Origin of the sequence: Mycobacterium sp. E796 (genome assembly GCF_001672815.1) — a bacterium.
Classification (GTDB): domain Bacteria; phylum Actinomycetota; class Actinomycetes; order Mycobacteriales; family Mycobacteriaceae; genus Mycobacterium.
Genome location: NZ_LZKK01000116.1, coordinates 1 through 19,357, shown reverse-complemented (window position 1 = coordinate 19,357; position 19,357 = coordinate 1). Strand labels below are relative to the sequence as shown.

21 protein-coding genes are annotated in these 19,357 nt (G+C 67.5%); 14 read left to right on the top strand and 7 right to left on the bottom strand.

Going from position 1 to position 19,357, the window contains the following annotated elements; all coding sequences use genetic code 11:
• The 5 genes from A5706_RS09745 to A5706_RS09725 all read left to right on the top strand — a co-directional run.
• On the top strand, nt 1-1,298 hold a 1,298-nt coding region (locus tag A5706_RS09745; RefSeq protein ID WP_156767038.1), incomplete at its 5' end, for an SDR family oxidoreductase.
• A gap of 37 nt (nt 1,299-1,335) precedes the next feature.
• Nucleotides 1,336-2,244, top strand: coding sequence for a metal-dependent hydrolase (locus A5706_RS09740; RefSeq protein WP_068129521.1), 909 nt, complete (start codon nt 1,336-1,338; stop codon nt 2,242-2,244).
• 19 nt (nt 2,245-2,263) lie between these two features.
• The gene (locus tag A5706_RS09735) at nt 2,264-3,169 is read left to right on the top strand and encodes an alpha/beta fold hydrolase (RefSeq protein WP_082964282.1); all 906 of its coding nucleotides are present in this window, start codon (nt 2,264-2,266) and stop codon (nt 3,167-3,169) included.
• Nucleotides 3,170-3,173: 4 nt separating this feature from the next.
• The gene (locus A5706_RS09730; RefSeq protein WP_068129519.1) at nt 3,174-4,256 is read left to right on the top strand and encodes a PDR/VanB family oxidoreductase; all 1,083 of its coding nucleotides are present in this window, start codon (nt 3,174-3,176) and stop codon (nt 4,254-4,256) included.
• 86 nt (nt 4,257-4,342) lie between these two features.
• Nucleotides 4,343-4,558 (top strand): DUF3072 domain-containing protein, encoded by a 216-nt coding sequence (locus A5706_RS09725; RefSeq protein WP_068129516.1) that lies wholly within the window; start codon nt 4,343-4,345, stop codon nt 4,556-4,558.
• Here A5706_RS09725 and A5706_RS09720 read toward each other — a convergent pair.
• Nucleotides 4,555-5,562 (bottom strand): YihY/virulence factor BrkB family protein, encoded by a 1,008-nt coding sequence (locus A5706_RS09720; protein WP_068129514.1) that lies wholly within the window; start codon nt 5,560-5,562, stop codon nt 4,555-4,557. The two genes, A5706_RS09725 and A5706_RS09720, sit on opposite strands and share 4 nt — an antisense overlap.
• Before the next feature lie 310 nt (nt 5,563-5,872).
• Between A5706_RS09720 and A5706_RS09715 the strand changes: the two genes are divergently transcribed.
• Nucleotides 5,873-6,565 (top strand): type 1 glutamine amidotransferase domain-containing protein, encoded by a 693-nt coding sequence (locus tag A5706_RS09715; RefSeq protein ID WP_068129512.1) that lies wholly within the window; start codon nt 5,873-5,875, stop codon nt 6,563-6,565.
• 7 nt (nt 6,566-6,572) lie between these two features.
• On the opposite strand, the gene A5706_RS09710 is transcribed toward A5706_RS09715, so the two are convergent.
• Complete coding sequence (locus A5706_RS09710) at nt 6,573-7,826, bottom strand: MFS transporter (protein ID WP_068129510.1); 1,254 nt, start codon at nt 7,824-7,826, stop codon at nt 6,573-6,575.
• 70 nt (nt 7,827-7,896) lie between these two features.
• Here A5706_RS09710 and A5706_RS09705 point away from each other — a divergent pair, with 70 nt between their 5' ends.
• Together A5706_RS09705 and A5706_RS09700 are read left to right on the top strand one after the other, a co-directional pair.
• Entirely contained in the window at nt 7,897-8,847 is a 951-nt protein-coding gene (locus A5706_RS09705; protein ID WP_068129507.1) for a GlxA family transcriptional regulator, read from the top strand.
• A 510-nt stretch (nt 8,848-9,357) separates the two neighbouring features.
• Nucleotides 9,358-9,993, top strand: a complete 636-nt coding sequence (locus tag A5706_RS09700; protein ID WP_068129505.1) for a class I SAM-dependent methyltransferase — start codon at nt 9,358-9,360, stop codon at nt 9,991-9,993.
• On the opposite strand, the gene A5706_RS09695 is transcribed toward A5706_RS09700, so the two are convergent.
• Together A5706_RS09695 and A5706_RS09690 are read right to left on the bottom strand one after the other, a co-directional pair.
• Nucleotides 9,990-10,457, bottom strand: coding sequence for a hypothetical protein (locus A5706_RS09695; protein ID WP_068129503.1), 468 nt, complete (start codon nt 10,455-10,457; stop codon nt 9,990-9,992). The two genes, A5706_RS09700 and A5706_RS09695, sit on opposite strands and share 4 nt — an antisense overlap.
• A 22-nt stretch (nt 10,458-10,479) precedes the next feature.
• Nucleotides 10,480-10,800 carry a helix-turn-helix transcriptional regulator gene (locus A5706_RS09690; RefSeq protein WP_068129501.1) on the bottom strand — a complete coding sequence of 107 codons (321 nt, stop codon included), beginning with the start codon at nt 10,798-10,800 and terminating at the stop codon, nt 10,480-10,482.
• 94 nt (nt 10,801-10,894) lie between these two features.
• On the opposite strand from A5706_RS09690, the gene A5706_RS09685 reads away from it, so the two are divergent.
• Nucleotides 10,895-11,815 (top strand): TIGR03619 family F420-dependent LLM class oxidoreductase, encoded by a 921-nt coding sequence (locus A5706_RS09685; RefSeq protein WP_068129499.1) that lies wholly within the window; start codon nt 10,895-10,897, stop codon nt 11,813-11,815.
• 66 nt (nt 11,816-11,881) lie between these two features.
• On the opposite strand, the gene A5706_RS33515 is transcribed toward A5706_RS09685, so the two are convergent.
• Nucleotides 11,882-12,565: a chitin-binding protein gene (locus tag A5706_RS33515; RefSeq protein WP_082964280.1), complete on the bottom strand. Its 684-nt coding sequence runs from the start codon at nt 12,563-12,565 to the stop codon at nt 11,882-11,884.
• Nucleotides 12,566-12,749: 184 nt separating this feature from the next.
• Here A5706_RS33515 and A5706_RS09675 point away from each other — a divergent pair, with 184 nt between their 5' ends.
• The 3 genes from A5706_RS09675 to A5706_RS09665 all read left to right on the top strand — a co-directional run bounded on the left by A5706_RS09675 (nt 12,750) and on the right by A5706_RS09665 (nt 15,930).
• Nucleotides 12,750-13,463, top strand: a complete 714-nt coding sequence (locus tag A5706_RS09675; RefSeq protein WP_068129491.1) for a VIT family protein — start codon at nt 12,750-12,752, stop codon at nt 13,461-13,463.
• A 131-nt stretch (nt 13,464-13,594) separates the two neighbouring features.
• Complete coding sequence (locus A5706_RS09670) at nt 13,595-14,377, top strand: thioesterase family protein (RefSeq protein ID WP_068129522.1); 783 nt, start codon at nt 13,595-13,597, stop codon at nt 14,375-14,377.
• On the top strand, nt 14,374-15,930 hold the full coding sequence (locus A5706_RS09665) for a class I adenylate-forming enzyme family protein (RefSeq protein WP_068129489.1): 1,557 nt from the start codon (nt 14,374-14,376) through the stop codon (nt 15,928-15,930). Before A5706_RS09670 ends, A5706_RS09665 begins: the two co-directional genes overlap by 4 nt.
• 8 nt (nt 15,931-15,938) lie before the next feature.
• Here A5706_RS09665 and A5706_RS09660 read toward each other — a convergent pair whose 3' ends face one another.
• Nucleotides 15,939-16,559, bottom strand: a complete 621-nt coding sequence (locus A5706_RS09660; protein ID WP_068129487.1) for a TIGR03085 family metal-binding protein — start codon at nt 16,557-16,559, stop codon at nt 15,939-15,941.
• A 92-nt stretch (nt 16,560-16,651) separates the two neighbouring features.
• Between A5706_RS09660 and htpG the strand changes: the two genes are divergently transcribed.
• A complete protein-coding gene (htpG, locus tag A5706_RS09655) occupies nt 16,652-18,574 on the top strand; it encodes a molecular chaperone HtpG (RefSeq protein WP_068129486.1) in 1,923 nt (640 codons plus the stop codon).
• 68 nt (nt 18,575-18,642) lie between these two features.
• Nucleotides 18,643-18,858, top strand: coding sequence for a hypothetical protein (locus tag A5706_RS09650; RefSeq protein WP_068129484.1), 216 nt, complete (start codon nt 18,643-18,645; stop codon nt 18,856-18,858).
• Between the two features lies 1 nt (nt 18,859).
• On the opposite strand, the gene A5706_RS09645 is transcribed toward A5706_RS09650, so the two are convergent.
• A partial coding sequence (locus A5706_RS09645; protein ID WP_156767037.1) for a GntR family transcriptional regulator occupies nt 18,860-19,357 on the bottom strand: 498 nt, incomplete at its 5' end.

Genomic DNA, 19,357 nt, shown 5'->3' with positions numbered 1-19,357 from the left:
AGCTCTTCCGGCTCATGCGGCAATTCGGTGATCGGTCCGGGCAGCCCGTGGAGGCACTGCGGCAGGCGCTGGATCAGATCTCCGCCAGGTACGAGGCGCAGGAGATCGAGCAGATGCGCGCCGATGCGCGGCTGCCCCTGCCGGCGCTGCCGATCGCGCAATCGGGCCCGGCGAGCGACATCCTGCTCACCGGGGCGACCGGATTCCTGGGGCCGTTCTTGGTGAACAGCCTGCTGGGCCAGACTTCCTACACCATCCACGCACTGATCCGCGCGACGGACGCGGCCCACGGGTTGGACCGGATCGTCGCCTCGCTGCGCCGTGCCCAGCTCTGGTCCCCGGCTCTGGAAGCCGAGGTCCGGGCGCGGGTGCGGGTGATCTGCGGTGACCTCGCCGAGCCCCATCTGGGCATCGGTGAGGCCGCCTTCCGGCGACTGGCCGAAAGCGTCGACGCGATCGTCCACAACGGCGCCTTGGTCAACTACGTCAGGACATATGACGCGCTGCGCGCGGCCAATGTGGTTGGCACGCACGAGCTTTTGCGCCTGGCAATGACCGCGCACCGCAAGACGTTCCACCTGGTCTCCAGCACGTTCATCTACGGCTGGAGCACCGAGCCGGTGGTCGGGGAGTGGGACGCCAACACCAAGATGAGCGGCCTGGACTTCGGCTACTCACAGACCAAGTGGGTCGCCGAGCAGTTGGTCCTGGCAGCGCAGCGGCAAGGGCTCGACGTGCGCATCTTCCGGCCCTCGCTGATCTCGCCCACCCGTGCGGGTTTCGGCAGCGAGGACGACATCCTGGTGCGCCTGACGGCGTTCATGATCGAGCACGGGGTGGCGGTCAACGCGCTCAACCAGCTCAGCATGCTGCCGGCGGACCTGATCGCCGATCACATCGTCGCCCTGATGGACCTCCCCCCCGAGGCCGGCAGCGTCTTTAACATGACCGCGGATGACTACTACAACCTGACCGACATCACGCGGATCCTGTCGGAACGCTACGGCTACCGCTTCGACTACCACGACATCCCGTCCTTCACCGAGCAGCTGAACCGCCGGTGCACGCCGCGCGATCAGCTCTATCCGCTGGTCGATTTCCTCACCCGCTCGGCGGACAAGATCGCGGCGATGCGGGAAAAGCGTTACGACAACACCCAATACCGGCACGCTCGGACGCTGGCCAAGGTCCACCTGCGGGAGCCGGCCCTGACGAAGACGGTCGATAATCTCGTGCGGTTCTTGCGTCAAGAGGGCCTGATCACCGAGGCTGAGGGGGAGGCGCAACGCAGTGCGTAGCGGCGATTTCATCAGCCTGAACTGCAGGGGGTCAACGATGTTCACCGTCGACGACCAGGCGACGGGTCCGCATGACGCATCCCTCGATCACGAGCGGATCGTCCTGCAGGCGCGTGACGTCGAATTCGACTGGGCGACGCTGCCGTTCTACTACGTGCCCAACGAGCCTTTCACCACCCACTTCTGCAACGTCCTGCACCTGCTGCTGCCGGCGGGCGAGGAGTTCATCGTCGAGGCGTTCAAGAGCACCCTGCCGCTGATCAAGGACGATCAGCTGCGGTTGGACGTGCAGGGTTTCATCAGCCAGGAGGCGATGCATTCCCAGGCGCACTCGGGGGTGCTCGGGCACTTCGCGGCCAAGGGCATCGACGTGACACCGTTCACCGACCAGATGGCCTGGCTGTTCCAGCGCCTCATCGGCGACCGGCCCCGGTGGAGCCGTCGACGACGGGAAAGCTGGTTGCTCGAACGGGTTTCGATGGTCGCGGCCCTCGAGCACTACACCGCCATCCTCGGTGAATGGATTCTCGACACCCCGCAACACGACGCCTTGGGCACCGACCCGGTGATGCTGGACTTGCTGCGGTGGCACGGCGCGGAAGAAGTCGAACACAAGGCCGTCGCGTTCGACACCATGAAGCATCTGCGTGCGGGCTACTGGCGGCAGGTGCGCACCCAGCTACTGATCACGCCGGCGCTGTTGTGGTTGTTCGTCCGCGGCGTCCGGTTCATGTACTCCGTCGACCCGAACCTGCCGCCGGGGACCAAACCGCGCTGGCGGGATTATTTCAGCGCGGCGCGACGGGGATTGGTGCCCGGCCCATTTGAGTTCCTGGGCGTCATCGGTGCGTACTACCGGCCGAGCTTCCACCCCTCCCAGCTGGGTGGGGTGGGACGCGCGGTCGACTACTTGGCCAGGTCGCCCGCCGCGCGGGCGTCGCACTGAGCCCGCGGAGAATTCGAGCATGACCTATACCAGCACCGTGACCGCCTCCGACGGCGTTGCGCTCGCCGTGCACGCGCACACCGGGATCGACCCCGGGCGGCCGACCATATTGGCGATCCACGGTTACCCGGACAACCACCACGTATGGGACGGCGTCGCCTGGGGACTCGCCGATCGGTACAACTTCGTCGCGTTCGACGTGCGCGGCGCCGGTGAATCCTCAACGCCGGCAGACCGATCGGGATACCGGCTCACCCAGCTGGTCGACGACATCGGCTCGGTGATCGACAGCCTGGGTGTCGACGAGGTCCACCTCCTGGCGCACGACTGGGGATCGATTCAGGGCTGGGCCGCGGTCACCGACGACATGGTGATGGGCCAAATCGCCTCGTTCACCTCGATCTCCGGGCCGCATCTGAACTACGCGGGCCGGTTCCTGCGCACGGCACGCACGCCCCGCGCCGTGCCCGATGTCGTCAAGCAGGTTCTGGCTTCGGCGTACATCTGGTTCTTTCTGTGCCCGGGTGCGCCCGAGATGGCGATCCGGTCCCGGGCCACCATGAAAGTCTTTGAGGCCGTGGAGCTTATCGGCCGCTCCCGGCGCCGCGGCCAACGGCGTGCGGCGTCCATCCGGTCGATCGACGACTACCTCAACGGGCTCAACCTGTACCGTGCCAACATGCCGGCGCCCATTTTGGCGCCGCCGGAAAAGCTGCCGCAGACTCAAGTCCCGGTGCAGGTGCTGGTGGCGCGCCAAGACTATTTCGTGACGCCCGCCCTGCAGCGGTTCACCGGCTCGATACCGCCCGAGGGCAGGATCGTCCCCATCGAGGGCGGCCACTGGGTGGTGGCCTCGCATCCCGACGTCGTCGCCCGGTATACGGATGAGTGGGTCAGATTGAACTCCGGCGTTCGGCAGGCATAGGAAAGTGACTGTGGCAGATAGCATTTGGGCGAGCAGACCCGTCGACCTCTATGGTCGCCGCAAGCGCGACCGCAGCTACACCGCGTTGTGGGGTGTGGGTTCGCTCTTCGGTGGGTTCGCGTCGGCGTCGCGCTGGACGCCGTCGCGGATATCGCCGGTGCAGCGGACCATCACCGCGACGGTCACCAAACGTGAGCTTCTGACGCCCGACGTGGTCGCATTGACGCTGGCCGATCCCCAGGGCGGACTGCTGCCGTCCTGGACGCCGGGAGCGCACATCGATGTTCGGCTGCCCTCGGGGCGCCGCCGGCAGTATTCGCTGTGCGGTCCGCCCGGCCGGCGCACCGACTACCGCATCGCCGTGCGCCGGATCGTCGACGGCGGCGGCGGTTCCGTCGAAATGCACGACACGTTCGATGTGGGCGACACGTTGGAGTTCGAAGGCCCGCGCAACGCGTTCTATCTGGTCACCGACGAACGTGACATCTTGTTCATCATCGGTGGCATCGGGGTGACGCCCATCCTGCCGATGATCCGGCTGGCTCAACAGCACGGAATCAACTGGCGCGCAATCTATGCCGGCAGGGGACGCAACCACATGCCGCTGCTGGACGAGGTGCTGGCGGTGGACGCCGATCGGGTGACTGTATGGGCTGACGACGAGCGGGGCCGCTTCCCGACCACCGACGAGCTGCTGGCCGGCGCGGGCCCGGCGACTGCCGTGTATATCTGTGCGCCAACGGCCGTGTTGGAAGCGGTTCGTGCGGCCCGGGACTCTCACGTTGACGCGCCACTGCACTACGAGCGGTTCAGCCCGCCGCCGGTCGTCGACGGTGCCCCGTTCGAGCTAGAACTGGCGCGATCCAAACGGGTGCTCAGCGTGCCGGCGAACCGGTCGGCTCTGGCCGTCATGCTCGATCGCGAACCGGCGACCGCGTATTCGTGCCAGCAGGGGTTCTGCGGGACGTGCAAGGTCAAGGTGCTTGGGGGACAGGTCGATCGCCGGGGCCGAACCGTGGAAGGCGACGACGAAATGCTGGTCTGCGTGTCCCGGGCGAAAAGTGACCGCGTGGTGATCGACGCCTGACGGCCGGGCACGACCCGGCGCCGAGCGCGATGGCGAACTTTCCGAGACGACGTTTCGAACACGCGTGCGATGGTTATCTCTAGTGCATGACCGACGACACGCAACAGGCGCCGCGCGAGACTCCCGAGAAGGACAGGTCCGAGTGGGTAACCGGCGACGAGCCGATGACGGGACCCCAACGCAGCTACCTACATACGCTGGGCCAGGAGGCCGGACGCGACGTTCCCGACGACATGACGAAAGCGCAAGCCTCGGAGCTGATCGACGAATTGCAACAGCAGACGGGACGGGGCGCCAACTAGCCGGCGGGCCGGCTACGGACGGCCGGCGTCTGCTGATCGCCTTCCTTGCGGGTGAGGTCGCGGAACCTGACGCTGACTCGCTGAAAGCCCTTCACGCGCTCGGCTTTTGCTCTCTTGGCGTAGGTCTTCCGGTCGGCCTCGGTGAGATCCGCGTCCTCGACGAACGGGGTGAGCAATGCGCGCGGGTATAGCCGCTCCACGAGAACGACGTTGATCTCGGCGCACAGCACCAGCGTCGTCGACACGAGGTACAAAAAGGCCAGCAACCCCAATACCAAAGCGAAGACGCTGTTGGTCGCGCTGGCCGTCTTGACCGTGTGCGCGACGTAACCGGCGCCGAACCGCTGTAGGATCTGCCAAATTAACGCCGCCGCAAGCGCTCCCGGCCAAACCTGACGGTAGGTGAGCTGGCGGGCGGTGGTCACACGAAACGCCACCAGGCAGATCAGCCCGTTGATGGCGATGGCGGCGAGCGTCAGGCCGAGCTTCCCGACGAAGCCCAGGGAGCCCGTGGCCTGGCCGATCGCGGACAGGACGGTGGACGCGACGGCAGCCGAACCGAGAACCAACAACAACAGCGCGCTGCGCACGCGCGACAGTATCGGGTTGGGGCGCTTGTTCCTTGGGACGGCCCAAACCGAGTCCATCGCGTTCTGCACCGCCTGCCCGACGCCCAGGCCGCCATACAGTGCTCCCGCGATGCCGACGACCACCGCGACGGTCCCGCCGCTGAGCCCCTCGGGCTGATGTAATTGGCTTCCGATGACGGGGAATTGGCTCAGGGTGCTATGCAGCACCTGCTCCTGTAGGTCGGGTCGTCCGGCCAGGATCACCCCCAGCCCGGTGGTCAACAGGAGAAGCAGCGGGAACAACGACACGAACCCGTAGTACGTGATCAGGGCGGACAGATAGCCGCCTTGGTCGTCCAGGTATTTGTAGATGACGGCGATGGTTACGCCGACGGGGCGGTTCCGCCGCTGCAGCCTGTCCAGCCAGCCAACCATGCGTGCTCACTTCATTTCTCAAAGCCGACACCCAATCGATGGGATGACCAGGTCATACCCAGATTCTTGAGGGGTCAATCCACCGCCCTGGCTCGTCGCCGACTTCGTGCGGCCCGAAACCTGTGGTCGCCGCGATACGGAGCCGGACGATGAACTGATTATGTTGGCGCACAGACGATTCCGTCCACCGTCCGGCTTGCAACGGCCCATGCGCCGATTGCCGTTGGCCTCGACACAACATAGACTTTCGCCGTCGGTATGCCCGCAAGACTTCCCTGAGGCCCGCCGGCTCAAACGGAGGGATCGGCCGATGGCCAAAGTCTTGTTCGTCATGACCGCAACAAGTTTCTGGACCCTCAAGGACGGCACCAGGCACCCGACGGGTTACTGGGCCGAGGAGTTCGCCGCCCCGTACAGCGCGCTCAGCGGTGCCGGCCACGAGATAGTGGTGGCGACTCCCGGTGGCGTGGTGCCCTACGTGGACGTGATGAGCCTGCGTCCCTCGATGGCCGGCAGCGAGGAGATCGCCCGCCAGCTCGAAGAGATCCTGCGGTCCGCCGAAGAGCTGCGCAGGCCAATCGAACTGGCCGACGCCCGCCTGGATGACTACGACGCGGTGTATTACCCCGGCGGGCACGGCCCCATGGAGGACCTCTGGCGGGACGCCGACTCGGGCCGGCTGCTCACCGCCGCGCTCGCGTCGGGTAAACCCCTCGCCATCGTGTGCCATGCGCCGGCTGCCATGCTGGCCACCCGGCGCAACGGCGTCTCGCCCTTCGCCGGCTACCGGGTCACCGCCTTCACCAACGACGAGGAGGACGGTGTCGGCTTGCGTGAGACGGCGCCCTGGACGGCCGAGGACGAATTGGTGAAGATGGGCGTCGACTTCGTCCGCGGCGAGATCTGGAAGCCCTTCACCGTCGTCGACCGAAACCTGTACACCGGGCAAAACCCCGCCTCGGCGGGGCCGCTCGCGCAGGAGTTGCTCAAAGTCCTCAAATAGGAAGTCCTCAAATAGGGGCGGACGCGAGCGCTCGGCCGTCGACGTCGGTGTTCGGTTCGCCCGACGCGCGGCGCCGGCGATCCCACCGGCGCCCCACGCTCAGCCACAGCAGCGATGCGAGCGCGGCCGCCGTCACCACCCACAACCCCGTCACGGCGGACCAGCCGAGGTGCGCGTGGCCGAGGGTGAGCAGGTACGGCACCGCGAATCCCACGTAGCTCAACGCTTGATAGGCGGACGTCGCGACCCCAAGCCGGGCCGGCTCGGCGACGCGTTGGATGTCGGCCAGGCCGGCGAACTGGGTGACGCCGTACGCGGCACCCAGCACCGCCGCGGCAATCAGCACCGCCCACACGCTGGACGCGCACGCGGCCCATACGGCGACGAGCAGCGCGCCGACGGCGATCAGCATGGCCGGTGTGAGGATTCCGGTTCGGGTGTCGGGGCGTAGGCGGGCGGCCAGCGGCTGAACGAGCACCCCGGCCAGCGCCGGGATGGCCGTCGCGACCGCGGCGAAGGTCAGCGGTTGCGAACCCGCCCGGTTTGCGACCAGCGCCGGCAGGTAGGCGAGCGCGATGGCGGCGGTACCGAATACCCACGGCGCGAAGGGCGCCGACACCGCCAGCATGTGCTTCGCCAGCGATTCGTCGCGATCGACACCGTGGTCGGTGCGCGCCGTCGGCGCGACGCCGGCTGGCGGTTCGCCGCCAGCACGGTTCACCGCGAAAAGCGCAAGGAGCGAGAGCGCGATCTGGGGCACGTAGGGCCACAGCTCGGGGCGCGAAACCTGTTGTGCGATAAGCCCCGCGACCAACGGGCCCCCGCCGAAGCCGATCGTCATCGCGATTGTCGCGCGCCGGGCCCCCGCCTGGTGGTGTGCATTCGACGACAGCTCCTTGATCCACGCGGCCCCGGTGCCGAACGCCAGGCCGCTGCTGATTCCGGCCAGCAACCGCCCGGGAAACAGGAGGCCGTGCCGCGTCGAGCCCGCCATCAGGACGGCGGAGGCGACCAGCGACACCACCAACGCCGTCATCACCACGACGCGGCGCCCAGCCCGGTCCGACCACCGGCCGCCCGCCATGAGCGCCGGAACCAGACCCACCGCGTAGAGCCCGAACATCACCTCCGTCGCCGCGACGGAGACGCCACGCTGCTGGTACAGCACGATCAGCGGTGCGAATTGGTTTGCGCCCCAACCGATTGCCGCGACCGCAGCGGCGGGCCGCAGCCAGTCGTTCGAGAGGGTTGTCTGAGTCATGCCCTCAGCCTCCGTCGGACGGCGCCGACGCACCAGTGGCCGATATGACATAAACCGTACAATTTCGGTCATGGCCCATGTTGTGGCAATCGCGCTGAGTAATGAGGTGCCGATCTTCGAGCTCGCGGCGCCGTGCGCGATCTTTGGTACCAACCGGTCGGACCTGGTGGGGGATTGGTATGAGCTGAGGGTGTGCACCCCATTCGAGGGCGCCCGCGTGGACCGCTGGTTCACCGCGGCGACGCCCTATACCTACGCGGACCTCGTCGCCGCCGACACGGTCATCGTTCCCGCCTGCCACGACGACGCCCTGGAGCCGCCGCGCGATCTGGTGGACGCGATCAGGCTGGCGTCACGGCGGGGAGCCCGGGTCGCGTCCATCTGCACCGGCGCTTTCGTCCTCGCGGCGGCCGGTCTCCTCGATGGCCGGCGCGCGGCGACCCACTGGATGCACGCGGGCACGCTTGCCGAGCGCTACCCGCGAATCCGAGTGGACTCGGCGGCACTGTACGTCGACGAGGGCGACGTGCTCACCTCGGCGGGGAAATCCGCCGGCACCGACCTGTGTCTGCACATGGTGAGACAGGATTACGGCGCGACGATTGCCAATCAGGTCGCGCGACGGCTGGTGGCGCCGCCGCACCGCGAGGGGCACCAGCGCCAGTACGCGGACCCGATACCCGAGACCGCGAGCAATGACGTCGTCGGCGACACGATGGATTGGGTGCTAACGCATCTCGACGAGCCCCTGACCGTCGAAGGGCTCGCCCGACGATCCGGCGTGAGCGTCAGAACCCTTCACCGGCAACTGGTTACGCGGACTGGAAGCAAGCCCCTCGACTGGCTGAATGGTCAACGCGTGCGCCGAGCGCAACAGCTCCTCGAAACCACCGACTTACCCATCGAGCGCATCGCGACCGACTGCGGCTTCGGCAGCGCCGCCACGCTGCGACGGCACTTCCGGGACGCGCTTGCGACGACTCCGGACGCCTACCGCCGGACCTTCACCACCGCCAGGTGACCTGAAAATCGCAAAAAAGCCGGTAAACATGCATGCGGAGCGATTAAATCGGTAGGCATACGGCAGGAGGACCGACATGAGCGAAGCAAGGGACCTTCGAAGGCGTTGCGCTATCGGGGCGTTCGCGCTCGCGTTGGCGGGATTGCCGGCGATCGCCATCGCCGAACCGGCCATCAGCAGGGCCGACGACCCGCCCCCCTGCGCCCCAGGCTGGGCGTGGAGCGCCGACTTGAATCAATGCGTGTTCGTGCTCCCCGCCGCAAATGGGCCCGGCGGCCCGGGCGGGCCCGGCGGTCCGGGTGGACCGGGTGGCCCTGGCGGGCCTGGGTTACCGGGCAGTCCTGCGGGACCGGGCGGTCCCGGCCGGCACTAACCCGGCCCGGCGTCTGCGTGTGATTCCTGGGCTTTCCGTGTGCATTCTGGGCGGGAAAGGCGCCGAGATGGCGCCCTGGGTACACCGGCAAAGCCGCCCTCGCACACTGACGCGTCGACCAACGGCATACTGAGCGGATGACGGCAGCGCAGCGCCGCGGGCTCAACGACGTGGTCACCCGAATGTGGAGCTTCCTCGCCCCGGCCTACGACCTCCCTTTTCTGCAGCGGTGGGTGTACCGCCCGCCACACGACGAGGTGATCGCGCAGCTGCGTACCCACCGCGCGCGCAAGATCGCCGATATCGCTTGCGGCACAGGCATTCTCAGCGATCGGATCGAGCGCGAACTGCATCCCGACGAGATCTACGGCGTCGATATGTCCGACGGCATGCTCGCCCAGGCGCGCGCCCGGTCCGAGCGGGTCCAGTGGCGGCGCGCCCCGGCCGAGCAGCTGCCCTTTGCCGACGGGGCGCTCGACGCCGTCGTGACGACCTCGGCCTTTCACTTCTTCGACCAACCCGCGGCCCTGCGGGAATTCCATCGCGTGCTGGCCTCCGGCGGGCTGGTGGCCGTCTCGGCCCTGAGCACCCGGCAACCGATGTTGCAGGCTCCCGCGACCAATCGGTGGAAACCACAACACAACGCGTCGCCGGCCGAGATGCGGACTTTGTTCGAGGACGCCGGGTTTACCATCAGCGATCAACACCGCATTCAACGGCCGCTGTGGACGCGGGTCGTGTCGGACCTGATCACCGTCGGCACCAAGAGCTAGCCGCGCCGCCGGGCGAGGATTTCCCGAAGGGTGGGCAACGTTCGCTGGTCCTTGGGTCGGTTCGCTGCCTGTTTTGACCGGATGACGTCACCGAGCGACGCGATGCGGACGTTTACTCCATAGAGCGGGGCCTGGACCGCGTCTCGGCGCAAATCACGGTATCCGCCTGTGCCAGAAGGCGTAAAGGTTATGTTGAGATCGCCGGCGTCGGTTGTGAGGTTCCAGGTTTGCACGCCGGCCAGTGTCTCGCCATCACAGCTGAAAGGCGGGCCGCTCGGCTCGGACTCGGTGCGGACCCTTGCGTTGAGTTCGCGTAGGGCAGCGGCGAGGTTGTCGAGATTCCGCCGGCCGATGTCGGGGGTGATATCGGCGTCCTCCGTGGGAAAGGGAGAACCGTGGTAGACCGCGGCGAGGCCGCCGATGAGGACGTAGGCGACTTTGTTTCGGTGCAGGGTCCCGAGCATGCGAGGCAAATCGAGTTCCAACTCAATCCCGTCCCGCCTGTCGCAGCGCCGCGAGTTGCCGGGCCACCCGGGCGTGCCGATCCATCCGTTCCTGGCCACTCAGCCCCGCCAGCCGCGTCGCCTGGGCGATGTCGCTGTCGTCGCGCGGTACGAGCATGAGCTCGAGATCGAAGCCGCACAAGCGCGTCAGCCGACGGACGTCGTCGAGACTGATGGCGGTCCGGCCGGATTCCCAACGCGCGATTGCGGATTGGGTCGTGCCAGCTCGGGTCGCCAACTCGGCCTGCGTAAGGGCGGCGCGGCGTCGGGCCTCGCGGACCAGATCCCCGCCGTAAGAAGTCATGCCGAACTATAGCAGTTCTGCTATACTATCGACCGCGCCCGGTTCGGCCCGTCACAATGCCACACAGTGGTCGTCGAGCACACCAGGAGCGCAAATGAAGTTCGCCTTCCCGCTACCGCACATGCTGCGCCTCAAGGCGATCACCCAGCCCTGGGAAGCCGGCGTCACCGGCGCCGATCAGACCCGAATGGCCAAGCGCGCCGAAGCGATGGGCTACGACATGATCGCGATCCCCGAGCACTTCGTCATCCCCACCGACCACGTCGAACTGTCGGGGCCGCATTACCTCTCCTCGACCGTCGCGCAGGCCTACATCGCGGGCGCCACCGAGAAGATTCGGCTGAATTCGTGCGTCACGATACTGCCGCTGCAACATCCGATCGTGCTCGCCAAGGCGCTGGCGACCGCCGACTGGATGAGCAGCGGGCGGATGATGGTGACGTTCGGAATCGGTTGGCTCGAGCGTGAATTCGAATTCCTCGCGGTGCCCTTCCGCGAACGCGGCCGCATCGCCGACGAGTACCTCGAGGCGATTATCGAGCTGTGGACCAGCGACTCGGCCCGCTTCGAGGGCCGTTACGTTTCTTTCCGGGACATGGCATTCGAGCCCAAACCCGTTCAGAAACCGCATCTTCCGGTATGGATCGGAGGCGACGCCGATGCCGCGCTGAAACGCGCCGCGCGATTCGCGTCCGGGTGGTGGCCGTTCTTGACCCCGCCGGAAAAGATCGCCGAGCGAGTCGAGTTCATCAAGGGTCAACCCACCTACGACGGGCGTCCGTTCGAGGTTATGCACGGGCTGGGCACCACGCGTGTCGGCGAGGGGCATCGCGTCGTCAAGGACCGGGGCTCCCGTCCTGGCGGCGGCGCGCAGGAGATCGTCGACCGCCTGAATTGGCTCGCCGAGCAGGGGGTGACCTTCAGCGCGGTGCCCGTTCCCGCCGTCCGCGGGGTTGACGAGTACCTGGACTACGCCCAGTGGGTCATCGAGGAGATCAAGCCCAAAGTCGCCTGAGCCCAGCCGATCCCGCCGAGGCCCGCCCCGCCGGCCGGCGAGACGGGCATCGTGCGGGTCCAGGTGTTACAGCGGAATCCAGACCCCGAAGAACCAGAAGCCCCACTGGTTGAAGCCGGGGTCCCAGACGGGCGTCTCGTCGTAGCCGTAGTAGTTGATGGGGCCGTACCCCCACGGGCCGCCGGGCGGCGGAAGGGGCCTGTCCCATGCCGGCCGTGGCGGCTCACCCCAGCCCCAGGGCGCGGGCCCGTCTCCCCATGGCGCACCGTGGAAGTAGCCCCGATGCGGGTCGCCGCGCCAGGGGCCACCCGGGCCGCCGGGGCCGCCGGGATGATCGGGCCCGGGCCCACCGGGTCCGCCGGGATGATCGGGCCCGGGCCCACCGGGTCCGCCGGGATGATCGGGCCCGGGTCCGCCTGGGCCGCCGGGATGATCGAACCCGGGTCCGCCTGGGCCGCCGGGTCCGCCCGGGTGATCGGGCGGCGGTCCGCCCGGCCCACCGGGACCACCCGGTCCGCCGGGTCCGCCCTGATGACCTGGTCCACCCGGTCCGCCCGGGCCGCCGTGGCCGCCCGGATCGTTCGGACCCGTCGGTGCGTGGAAATCGCCGGGCGCCGGGGCGCCGTGGTTGCCGCTGGGCGCCGGCGGCGGTCCGGGGGCGGCGAACGCTGCACCGGCACCCATGCCCAGCGCGGCGGCGCCAAGAGCGCCGACGATCGTTCCCCCCGCAATGAATTGCTTTAGTTTCATTAGTCCTTCACCTGTCTGGAAGTGAGTACCTAGAACCCCCCAACAACCACAGGTTAGATAGCGCATCTATGGATCCGCTGTGTCCGGCCCAAGCAGAACTTTTGCGCCTAAGGCAAGGCTGCGCTCGCTTTGGCAAGCCTATATTTGCTGGTAGGAAGCCATTTCGGCGTATATCGTTGCGGACGTGTCGACTACCTCCCACCCTGCCGAACCTCATGTGGGTTCGGTGTCGTCAAGGCTGAATTGGCTGCGTGCCGGCGTGCTGGGCGCCAACGACGGGATCGTGTCCACCGCGGGCATCGTCGTGGGCGTCGCGGCGGCGACCGTGGAACGCGGCCCGATCTTGACCGCCGGCATCGCCGGACTGGCCGCCGGGGCCGTATCGATGGCGTTGGGCGAATACGTCTCGGTCAGCACCCAGCGCGATACCGAGCAGGCGCTGTTGACCAAGGAAATGCAGGAATTGCAGGACGACCCGGCCGCCGAATTGGACGAGCTGGCCGAGCTTTACGAAGCCAAGGGTCTGTCACCGGCGACGGCCCGCACCGTGGCCGAGGAGCTCACCGACCACAATCCCTTCGTCGCCCACGCCGAGGTCGAACTGGGTATCGACCCCGACGAGCTGACCAATCCGTGGCACGCGGCGCTGTCCTCGGCCCTGTCGTTCACCGTGGGCGCGTTGTTGCCGTTGATCGTGATCCTGGCGCCGCCGACAGCATGGAGAATCCCCGCCACCGTCGTCGCGGTGCTGCTGGCCTTGGTGCTGACGGGTGCGGTGTCGGCGGGACTGGGCGGCGCGCCGCAGGGCCGGGCAGTGGTCCGCAACGTCATCGGCGGTGGGCTCGCGTTGGCGGTCACCTACGCGATCGGACACCTGGTGGGCGCCGCGATCGCGTAATCCTCTCGGCTGGACTGGAAACAGAAACTGTAATATCAACTGTTGCCGTCCTGACGAGAAAGAGCCGTGCATTGACCGAAACCAACATCGCGTCGAATGACGTTGATTCCTCGGCGCAGGCGCCGTACTTTCTGCGCGACGAAAACCGTTTTGTACCAAACGGAATCGCGCGGGGCGGCTGGGGCCCGTCGCTGAGCGGCCACGTCGTGGGCGGTCTCTTGGGGTGGGCCGCCGAACGCGCGGTGGACGATCCGCAATTGCAACCCGCGCGGCTGACCGTCGACCTACCCGCGCCCACCGCGCTCGAACCGATCGAGGTCCACACGCAGGTGCACCACGACCGCCGGCGACTGCGGCTCGTCGAGACCGTCCTCACCCAGCGCGGTACCCCCGTCGCACGGGGGAGCGCATTGTTTCTGCGGCGCGGCCCGCAGCCCGAGGGGGACGTGTGGTCACCGGCCGTGCAGATGCCGCCGCTACCCATCGACGACGGCCCCGCGCCGTCGCTTTTCATGCGCACCTACGGCTGGGGCACCGGGATTCAGAACCCCGACCCCGACTGGCCCCACTCCTCGGGACCGAAATACACCTGGCTGCACGAGACGCGCCCGCTGATCGACGGCGAACCGCTCAGCCCCTTCACCCGCGCGGCCATGGGCGCGGACATCACGGCGTCACTGGCCAATTGGGGCACAAACGGATTGCAGTTCATCAACGTCGACTACACCCTGACGCTGACCCGGCTGCCCGAAGGACCCCACATCGGGCTGGCGTCACTCACGCATTACAGCCACGACGGCGTCGCCACCGGCTCGGCCGTCCTCGTCGACCACCGCGGCCCGATAGGCAGTTCCGTGTCAGTTGCCATCGCGCACTCCGGATTTCGGCCGATCACCGTGCCACCGGCCGGATGAAGGACCTGACCTACTGGGCATTGATCGCCGAGGCCGCCCGGCGAAGACCGGACCTGGTGCTGCTCGCCGACGAGTATGGCCGCAGTCTGACCGCACGTCAGTTCCGCGACGCCGCGTGCGCGACGGCCGCCGCGTTCGCCGAACGGGGGATAGGGGCGGGAACCGTGGTGTCCTGGCAACTGCCGACGACGTTGGAAACCGCCGTGGTCATGGCGGCGCTGGCCCGACTCGGCGCCCTCCAGAACCCCATCATCCCGATACTGCGCGAACACGAGGTCGGCTTCATCACCGCCCAGCTGGCTACTGAATTCCTTGTGGTGCCTGAGTTTTGGCACCGATTCGACTACGGCGGCCTGGCGCGGGCCCTGGCCGCGGACCGGGGCTTCCGCGTCATCACCGTCGACCTGGCGACGCCACCGGCGGCCGGCGAGCTTCGGCTGCCCCGCGCGAGCGCCGATGCCCTCGGCCCGCCGCCGGGACCTACCGGCGGCGCGCGATGGATCTACTACTCGTCCGGAACCACCGCGGCCCCCAAGGGGATTCGCCATACCGATGCGTCGGTGATGGCGCCTGCCGCGGGCTTGGCGGAAAAGATGGGCATCACCGCTAGCGACGTGGATCCCATCGGCTTTCCCTTCGCGCACATCGGCGGTGCCGTGATGCTGGCCGTCGGGCTGATGACCGGCATGCGGTTAGCGCTGTTCGAGGTATTCGACCCTGTCACCACGCCGCTGTCCATCGCCGCGCACAACCCGACCTTTTTGGGCATGGCGACACCGTTCTTCTTGGCCTTCCTCGAGGCTCAGCGCAACCACGGCGACGAGCCGCTGTTCCCGTTCGCGCGGGGCTGCCTGGCCGGCGGCGCGCCGATCACCCCCGAACTGGGCCACCAGGTCCGCGAAACCTTCGGTGTGGCCGGCATCGCGAACGCATGGGGCCTCACCGAGTTTCCGGTCGCCACCTCACCGCCGCTGACCGGGACGCCGGAGGTGCTCGACCACACCGTCGGCGCACCGGGACCTGGCGTCAGCGTCCGGGTCGTCGACGCAGGAATCGAACTGCCCGCCGGGCAGGAGGGTGAGCTGCGGCTCAAGGGACCCCAATGCTTCCTCGGCTACGCCGACGCCACGCTCGACGCCGACGCGTTCGACGCCGAAGGATGGTTGCGCACAGGGGATCTCGGGCTGATCGACGGGAATGGCAACGTCCGCGTCACGGGCCGGATCAAGGATGCGATTATCCGCAACGCCGAGAATGTCTCGGCCCAGGAAGTCGAAAATGCGCTGGCCACCCATCCCGCTGTCGCCGACGTCGCGGTCGTCGGAGTACCCGACCCGCGCACCGGCGAGCGCGTCTGCGCCGTGGTGGTGCCCGCATCGAGTGACGACGTATCGCTGGAATCCCTGGTGCAGCACTGCCATTCCCAAGGGTTGAGCCGCTACAAGCACCCCGAGCGCCTGGTGATCGTCGATGCGCTGCCGCGCAATCAGTTCGGCAAGGTGATCAAGAAGGAGCTGCGCGAGGCCCTCGCCACCGGTCGTCTGCAGACTTGATAGTCCGGCTACAACCCCTTGGGTGCTTCGCGGACCGCTTGCACCGCCGCCGGGTCGCCGTCGAACTCGACCCGGGCCTCGCGGCCGACGGAGAACAGCAGCAGCTCCTCGGGCGGACCGGTCACCACGACCGCCGGGCCGGAGCCGGCCGTCAGCACCGTCTTGCCGCCCGGCGTGCGCAACGCCACCCGGCCCGGGACCTTCCCGAGCGTGACCCGGGCCATCAGCGACAGCGTCCGACGCAGCGCCCGGCACATCCCTTGTTCCAGCACACGGGGCTCCCAGGCCGGCTGCGCGCGGCGCACGTCCTCGTGGTGGATGAACATCTCGGCGACGTTGGCCACCGGGTCGAGCAGGATGAACGGCGAGTAGACCGGCGGCCCGGACGCGATTTTGTCCACCAGCTCGTCCCAGTCGTTCTTCGACGCCGCCTCCTCCTGCACCTTGGCGGTGTGTGCCGCGAAGAACGGGATCATGATGCCCGCCGCGGCGTCGGGCCGATACTCCCGGATCACCAGGTGGGCGGCCAGGTCTCGCGTCTTCCAGCCCTCGCACAGGGTGGGCGCCTCGGGGCCGACGGCCCGCATGGTCGCAACGAGGGCGGCGCGTTCGCGCTGAGCAACGGACATGGGTTCAGGGTAGGGCCAGCCCGCGGGCGTGGACCAACCGCACCTCGGTAAATTTGCAACGTCGTATCAGGAAGGAAAGTGCAGGGAGTGTCATGAACGCGCGTGTCGAGCAGTTGGAGTTTCAGGCCGAGGCCCGGCAACTGCTGGATTTGATGGTCCACTCGGTCTACTCCAACAAGGACTCGTTTCTGCGGGAGCTGATCTCGAACGCCTCCGATGCGCTGGACAAGCTGCGCCTGGAAGCGTTTCGCAACAAGGACCTGGACGTCGACACCTCCGATCTACATATCGAGATCGACGTCGACAAAAGCGCGCGAACGCTGACCGTCCGAGACAACGGCATCGGGATGACGCGCGAGGAAGTGGTGGACCTGATCGGCACCCTGGCCAAGTCCGGCACCGCCGAGCTGCGCCAGCAGCTCCGGGACGCCAAAAATGCGGCGGCCTCCGAGGAACTGATCGGCCAGTTCGGCATCGGGTTCTACTCGAGCTTCATGGTCGCCGACAAGGTCGAGCTGCTGACCCGCAAGGCCGGCGAGAGCGCCGCCACCAGGTGGGAATCCAGCGGCGAGGGCACCTACACCATCGAATCAGTAGACGACGCGCCGCAGGGAACCTCGGTCACGCTGCACCTCAAGCCCGAAGACGCCGAGGACGAGCTGCACGACTACACCGCGGAGTGGAAGATCCGCCACCTGGTCAAGCGGTACTCCGACTTCATCTCCTGGCCCATCCGGATGGAGGTCGAGAAACGCACCCCGGGCGAAGACGGTGGCGAGGAGACCGTCACGCTCGAAACCGAGACCCTCAACTCGATGAAGGCGCTGTGGGCCAGGCCCAAGGAGGAGGTCTCCGCCGAGGAGTACAACGAGTTCTACAAGCACATCGCGCACGCCTGGGACGACCCGCTCGAGGTCATCGCGATGAAGGCCGAGGGCACCTTCGAGTACCAGGCCCTGCTGTTCATCCCGTCGCACGCCCCGTTCGACCTGTTCGACCGGGACTCCCACGTCGGGATCCAGTTGTACGTCAAGCGCGTGTTCATCATGGGCGATTGCGACGAGCTGCTGCCGAAGTACCTGCGCTTCGTCAAGGGCGTCGTCGACGCACAAGACCTGTCGCTCAACGTATCTCGCGAAATCCTGCAGCAGGACCGGCAGATCAAGGCGATCCGTCGCCGCCTTACCAAGAAGGTCCTGTCCACGATCAAGGAGCTGCAGTCCGAGCGGCCGGACGACTACCGCACCCTGTGGACCCAGTTCGGCAGGGCCATCAAGGAAGGGCTGCTCTCCGACGCCGACAACAAGGACATGCTGCTGCAGGTGTCGTCGTTCGCCTCCACCCATAGCGACGAGGAGGCCACCACCCTGGCCGAGTACGTCGAGCGGATGAAGGAGGGCCAGCAGCAGATCTTCTACGCCACCGGCGAGACGCGCCAGCAGCTGCTGAAGTCACCGCACCTCGAGGCGTTCAAGGCCAAGGGCTACGAGGTCCTGCTGCTCACCGATCCGGTCGACGAAGTGTGGGTGGGGGTGGTCGACGAGTTCGACGGCAAGCCGCTGCAGTCGGTGGCCAGGGGCGAGGTGGACCTCGACGACGAGGAGGGCAAGAGCGAGGCCGAGCGCGAGGAGCAGGAAAAGGAGTTTGCCGACCTGCTGACCTGGCTCAAGGAGACCCTGAGCGAGCACGTCAAGGACGTGCGGCTGTCGACGCGCCTGACCGAATCGCCCGCCTGCCTGATCACCGACGCCTTCGGGATCACCCCGACGCTGGCGCGCCTCTACCGCGCCACCGGGCAGGACGTTCCGGTCGGCAAGCGGATCCTCGAACTCAACCCGAATCATCCGCTCGTCACCGGCCTGCGGGACGCGCACAAGGACCGCGCCGACGACCAATCGGTCGCCGAGACCGCCGAACTGCTCTACGGCACAGCGCTTCTCGCCGAAGGCGGCGCGCTCGAGGATCCGGCGCGCTTCGCCGAGCTGCTCGCGCAGCGTTTGGCGCGCACGGTTTGAGCGTTTTCCCGGTGGCCAGGGCCGGCTAATTGCGATTGAATTTCCCTCGGAAGGGATAATCACAGCGCATGGCCAAGTTCCGGATCATCGACCCACGTGGCGGGATTGTGGCGACCAAGGATTTCGAGAGCGCCGAGGCCGCATACGAGTGGTTCACCGACGCCGTCGCGGGCAGCACCGAGCTGGGCTGGCGCATGGAGGTCGACGACGCGGGGACCTGGGCATTTTTCGATGACACCGAAGGCTTCACCGCCCCGGCGAGCCGCCGTCCGTTTCGGCGCTGAATTACGCGCCCTTTTCTCGTCCGGTTTCCGCATCCCCGGTTGAGCCGACCACCCCGGCGTTCTCGCCGAGGACGCGGTGGAGCAGCTCGCCGGTGCCGAGCAGGTGCCGGGTGACCAGCGACTGCGCGCGCTCGACATCGCCCCGGCGCACTGCCCGCAGCAGCGCCGCGTGTTCGCGGTCGGACTCGCCCTTGAAGGACGGCAGCCCGAACTTGAGGCGCAGGTAACGCTCACCGCGCTCATGCAGCATGCCGATCAGCCCCAGGAGTTGTGGGCGCGCGGCCGGCTCGTAGAGGCTCATGTGAAAGGCCTCGTTGCGCGCGACGTACAGCGAGGGCTCGGTTTCGGCCGACGCCGCCTTGCACAGCGCCTCGCAGTGGCGCAGCGTGTCCGCCGTGTGAGCGGGTATCGCCAGCCCGATGGCGAGGCTCTCAAGGGCGGCGCGGATCTCGTAGACCTCGCGCGCCTCGCCGGGCGACAACGGGGCCACCGTCGCCCC

Excerpts from the sequence above, each read along its gene's own strand:
- A5706_RS33515 (WP_082964280.1), bottom strand. The coding sequence starts at position 12,565 with ATGAAACTAAAGCAATTCATTGCGGGGGGAACGATCGTCGGCGCTCTT.
- A5706_RS09700 (WP_068129505.1), top strand. The coding sequence starts at position 9,358 with ATGACGGCAGCGCAGCGCCGCGGGCTCAACGACGTGGTCACCCGAATG.
- A5706_RS09705 (WP_068129507.1), top strand. The coding sequence starts at position 7,897 with ATGGCCCATGTTGTGGCAATCGCGCTGAGTAATGAGGTGCCGATCTTC.
- A5706_RS09725 (WP_068129516.1), top strand. The coding sequence starts at position 4,343 with ATGACCGACGACACGCAACAGGCGCCGCGCGAGACTCCCGAGAAGGAC.
- A5706_RS09695 (WP_068129503.1), bottom strand. The coding sequence starts at position 10,457 with ATGCTCGGGACCCTGCACCGAAACAAAGTCGCCTACGTCCTCATCGGC.
- A5706_RS09710 (WP_068129510.1), bottom strand. The coding sequence starts at position 7,826 with ATGACTCAGACAACCCTCTCGAACGACTGGCTGCGGCCCGCCGCTGCG.
- A5706_RS09720 (WP_068129514.1), bottom strand. The coding sequence starts at position 5,562 with ATGGTTGGCTGGCTGGACAGGCTGCAGCGGCGGAACCGCCCCGTCGGC.
- htpG (WP_068129486.1), top strand. The coding sequence starts at position 16,652 with ATGAACGCGCGTGTCGAGCAGTTGGAGTTTCAGGCCGAGGCCCGGCAA.
- A5706_RS09740 (WP_068129521.1), top strand. The coding sequence starts at position 1,336 with ATGTTCACCGTCGACGACCAGGCGACGGGTCCGCATGACGCATCCCTC.
- A5706_RS09735 (WP_082964282.1), top strand. The coding sequence starts at position 2,264 with ATGACCTATACCAGCACCGTGACCGCCTCCGACGGCGTTGCGCTCGCC.
- A5706_RS09660 (WP_068129487.1), bottom strand. The coding sequence starts at position 16,559 with ATGTCCGTTGCTCAGCGCGAACGCGCCGCCCTCGTTGCGACCATGCGG.
- A5706_RS09715 (WP_068129512.1), top strand. The coding sequence starts at position 5,873 with ATGGCCAAAGTCTTGTTCGTCATGACCGCAACAAGTTTCTGGACCCTC.
- A5706_RS09685 (WP_068129499.1), top strand. The coding sequence starts at position 10,895 with ATGAAGTTCGCCTTCCCGCTACCGCACATGCTGCGCCTCAAGGCGATC.
- A5706_RS09650 (WP_068129484.1), top strand. The coding sequence starts at position 18,643 with ATGGCCAAGTTCCGGATCATCGACCCACGTGGCGGGATTGTGGCGACC.
- A5706_RS09690 (WP_068129501.1), bottom strand. The coding sequence starts at position 10,800 with ATGACTTCTTACGGCGGGGATCTGGTCCGCGAGGCCCGACGCCGCGCC.
- A5706_RS09665 (WP_068129489.1), top strand. The coding sequence starts at position 14,374 with ATGAAGGACCTGACCTACTGGGCATTGATCGCCGAGGCCGCCCGGCGA.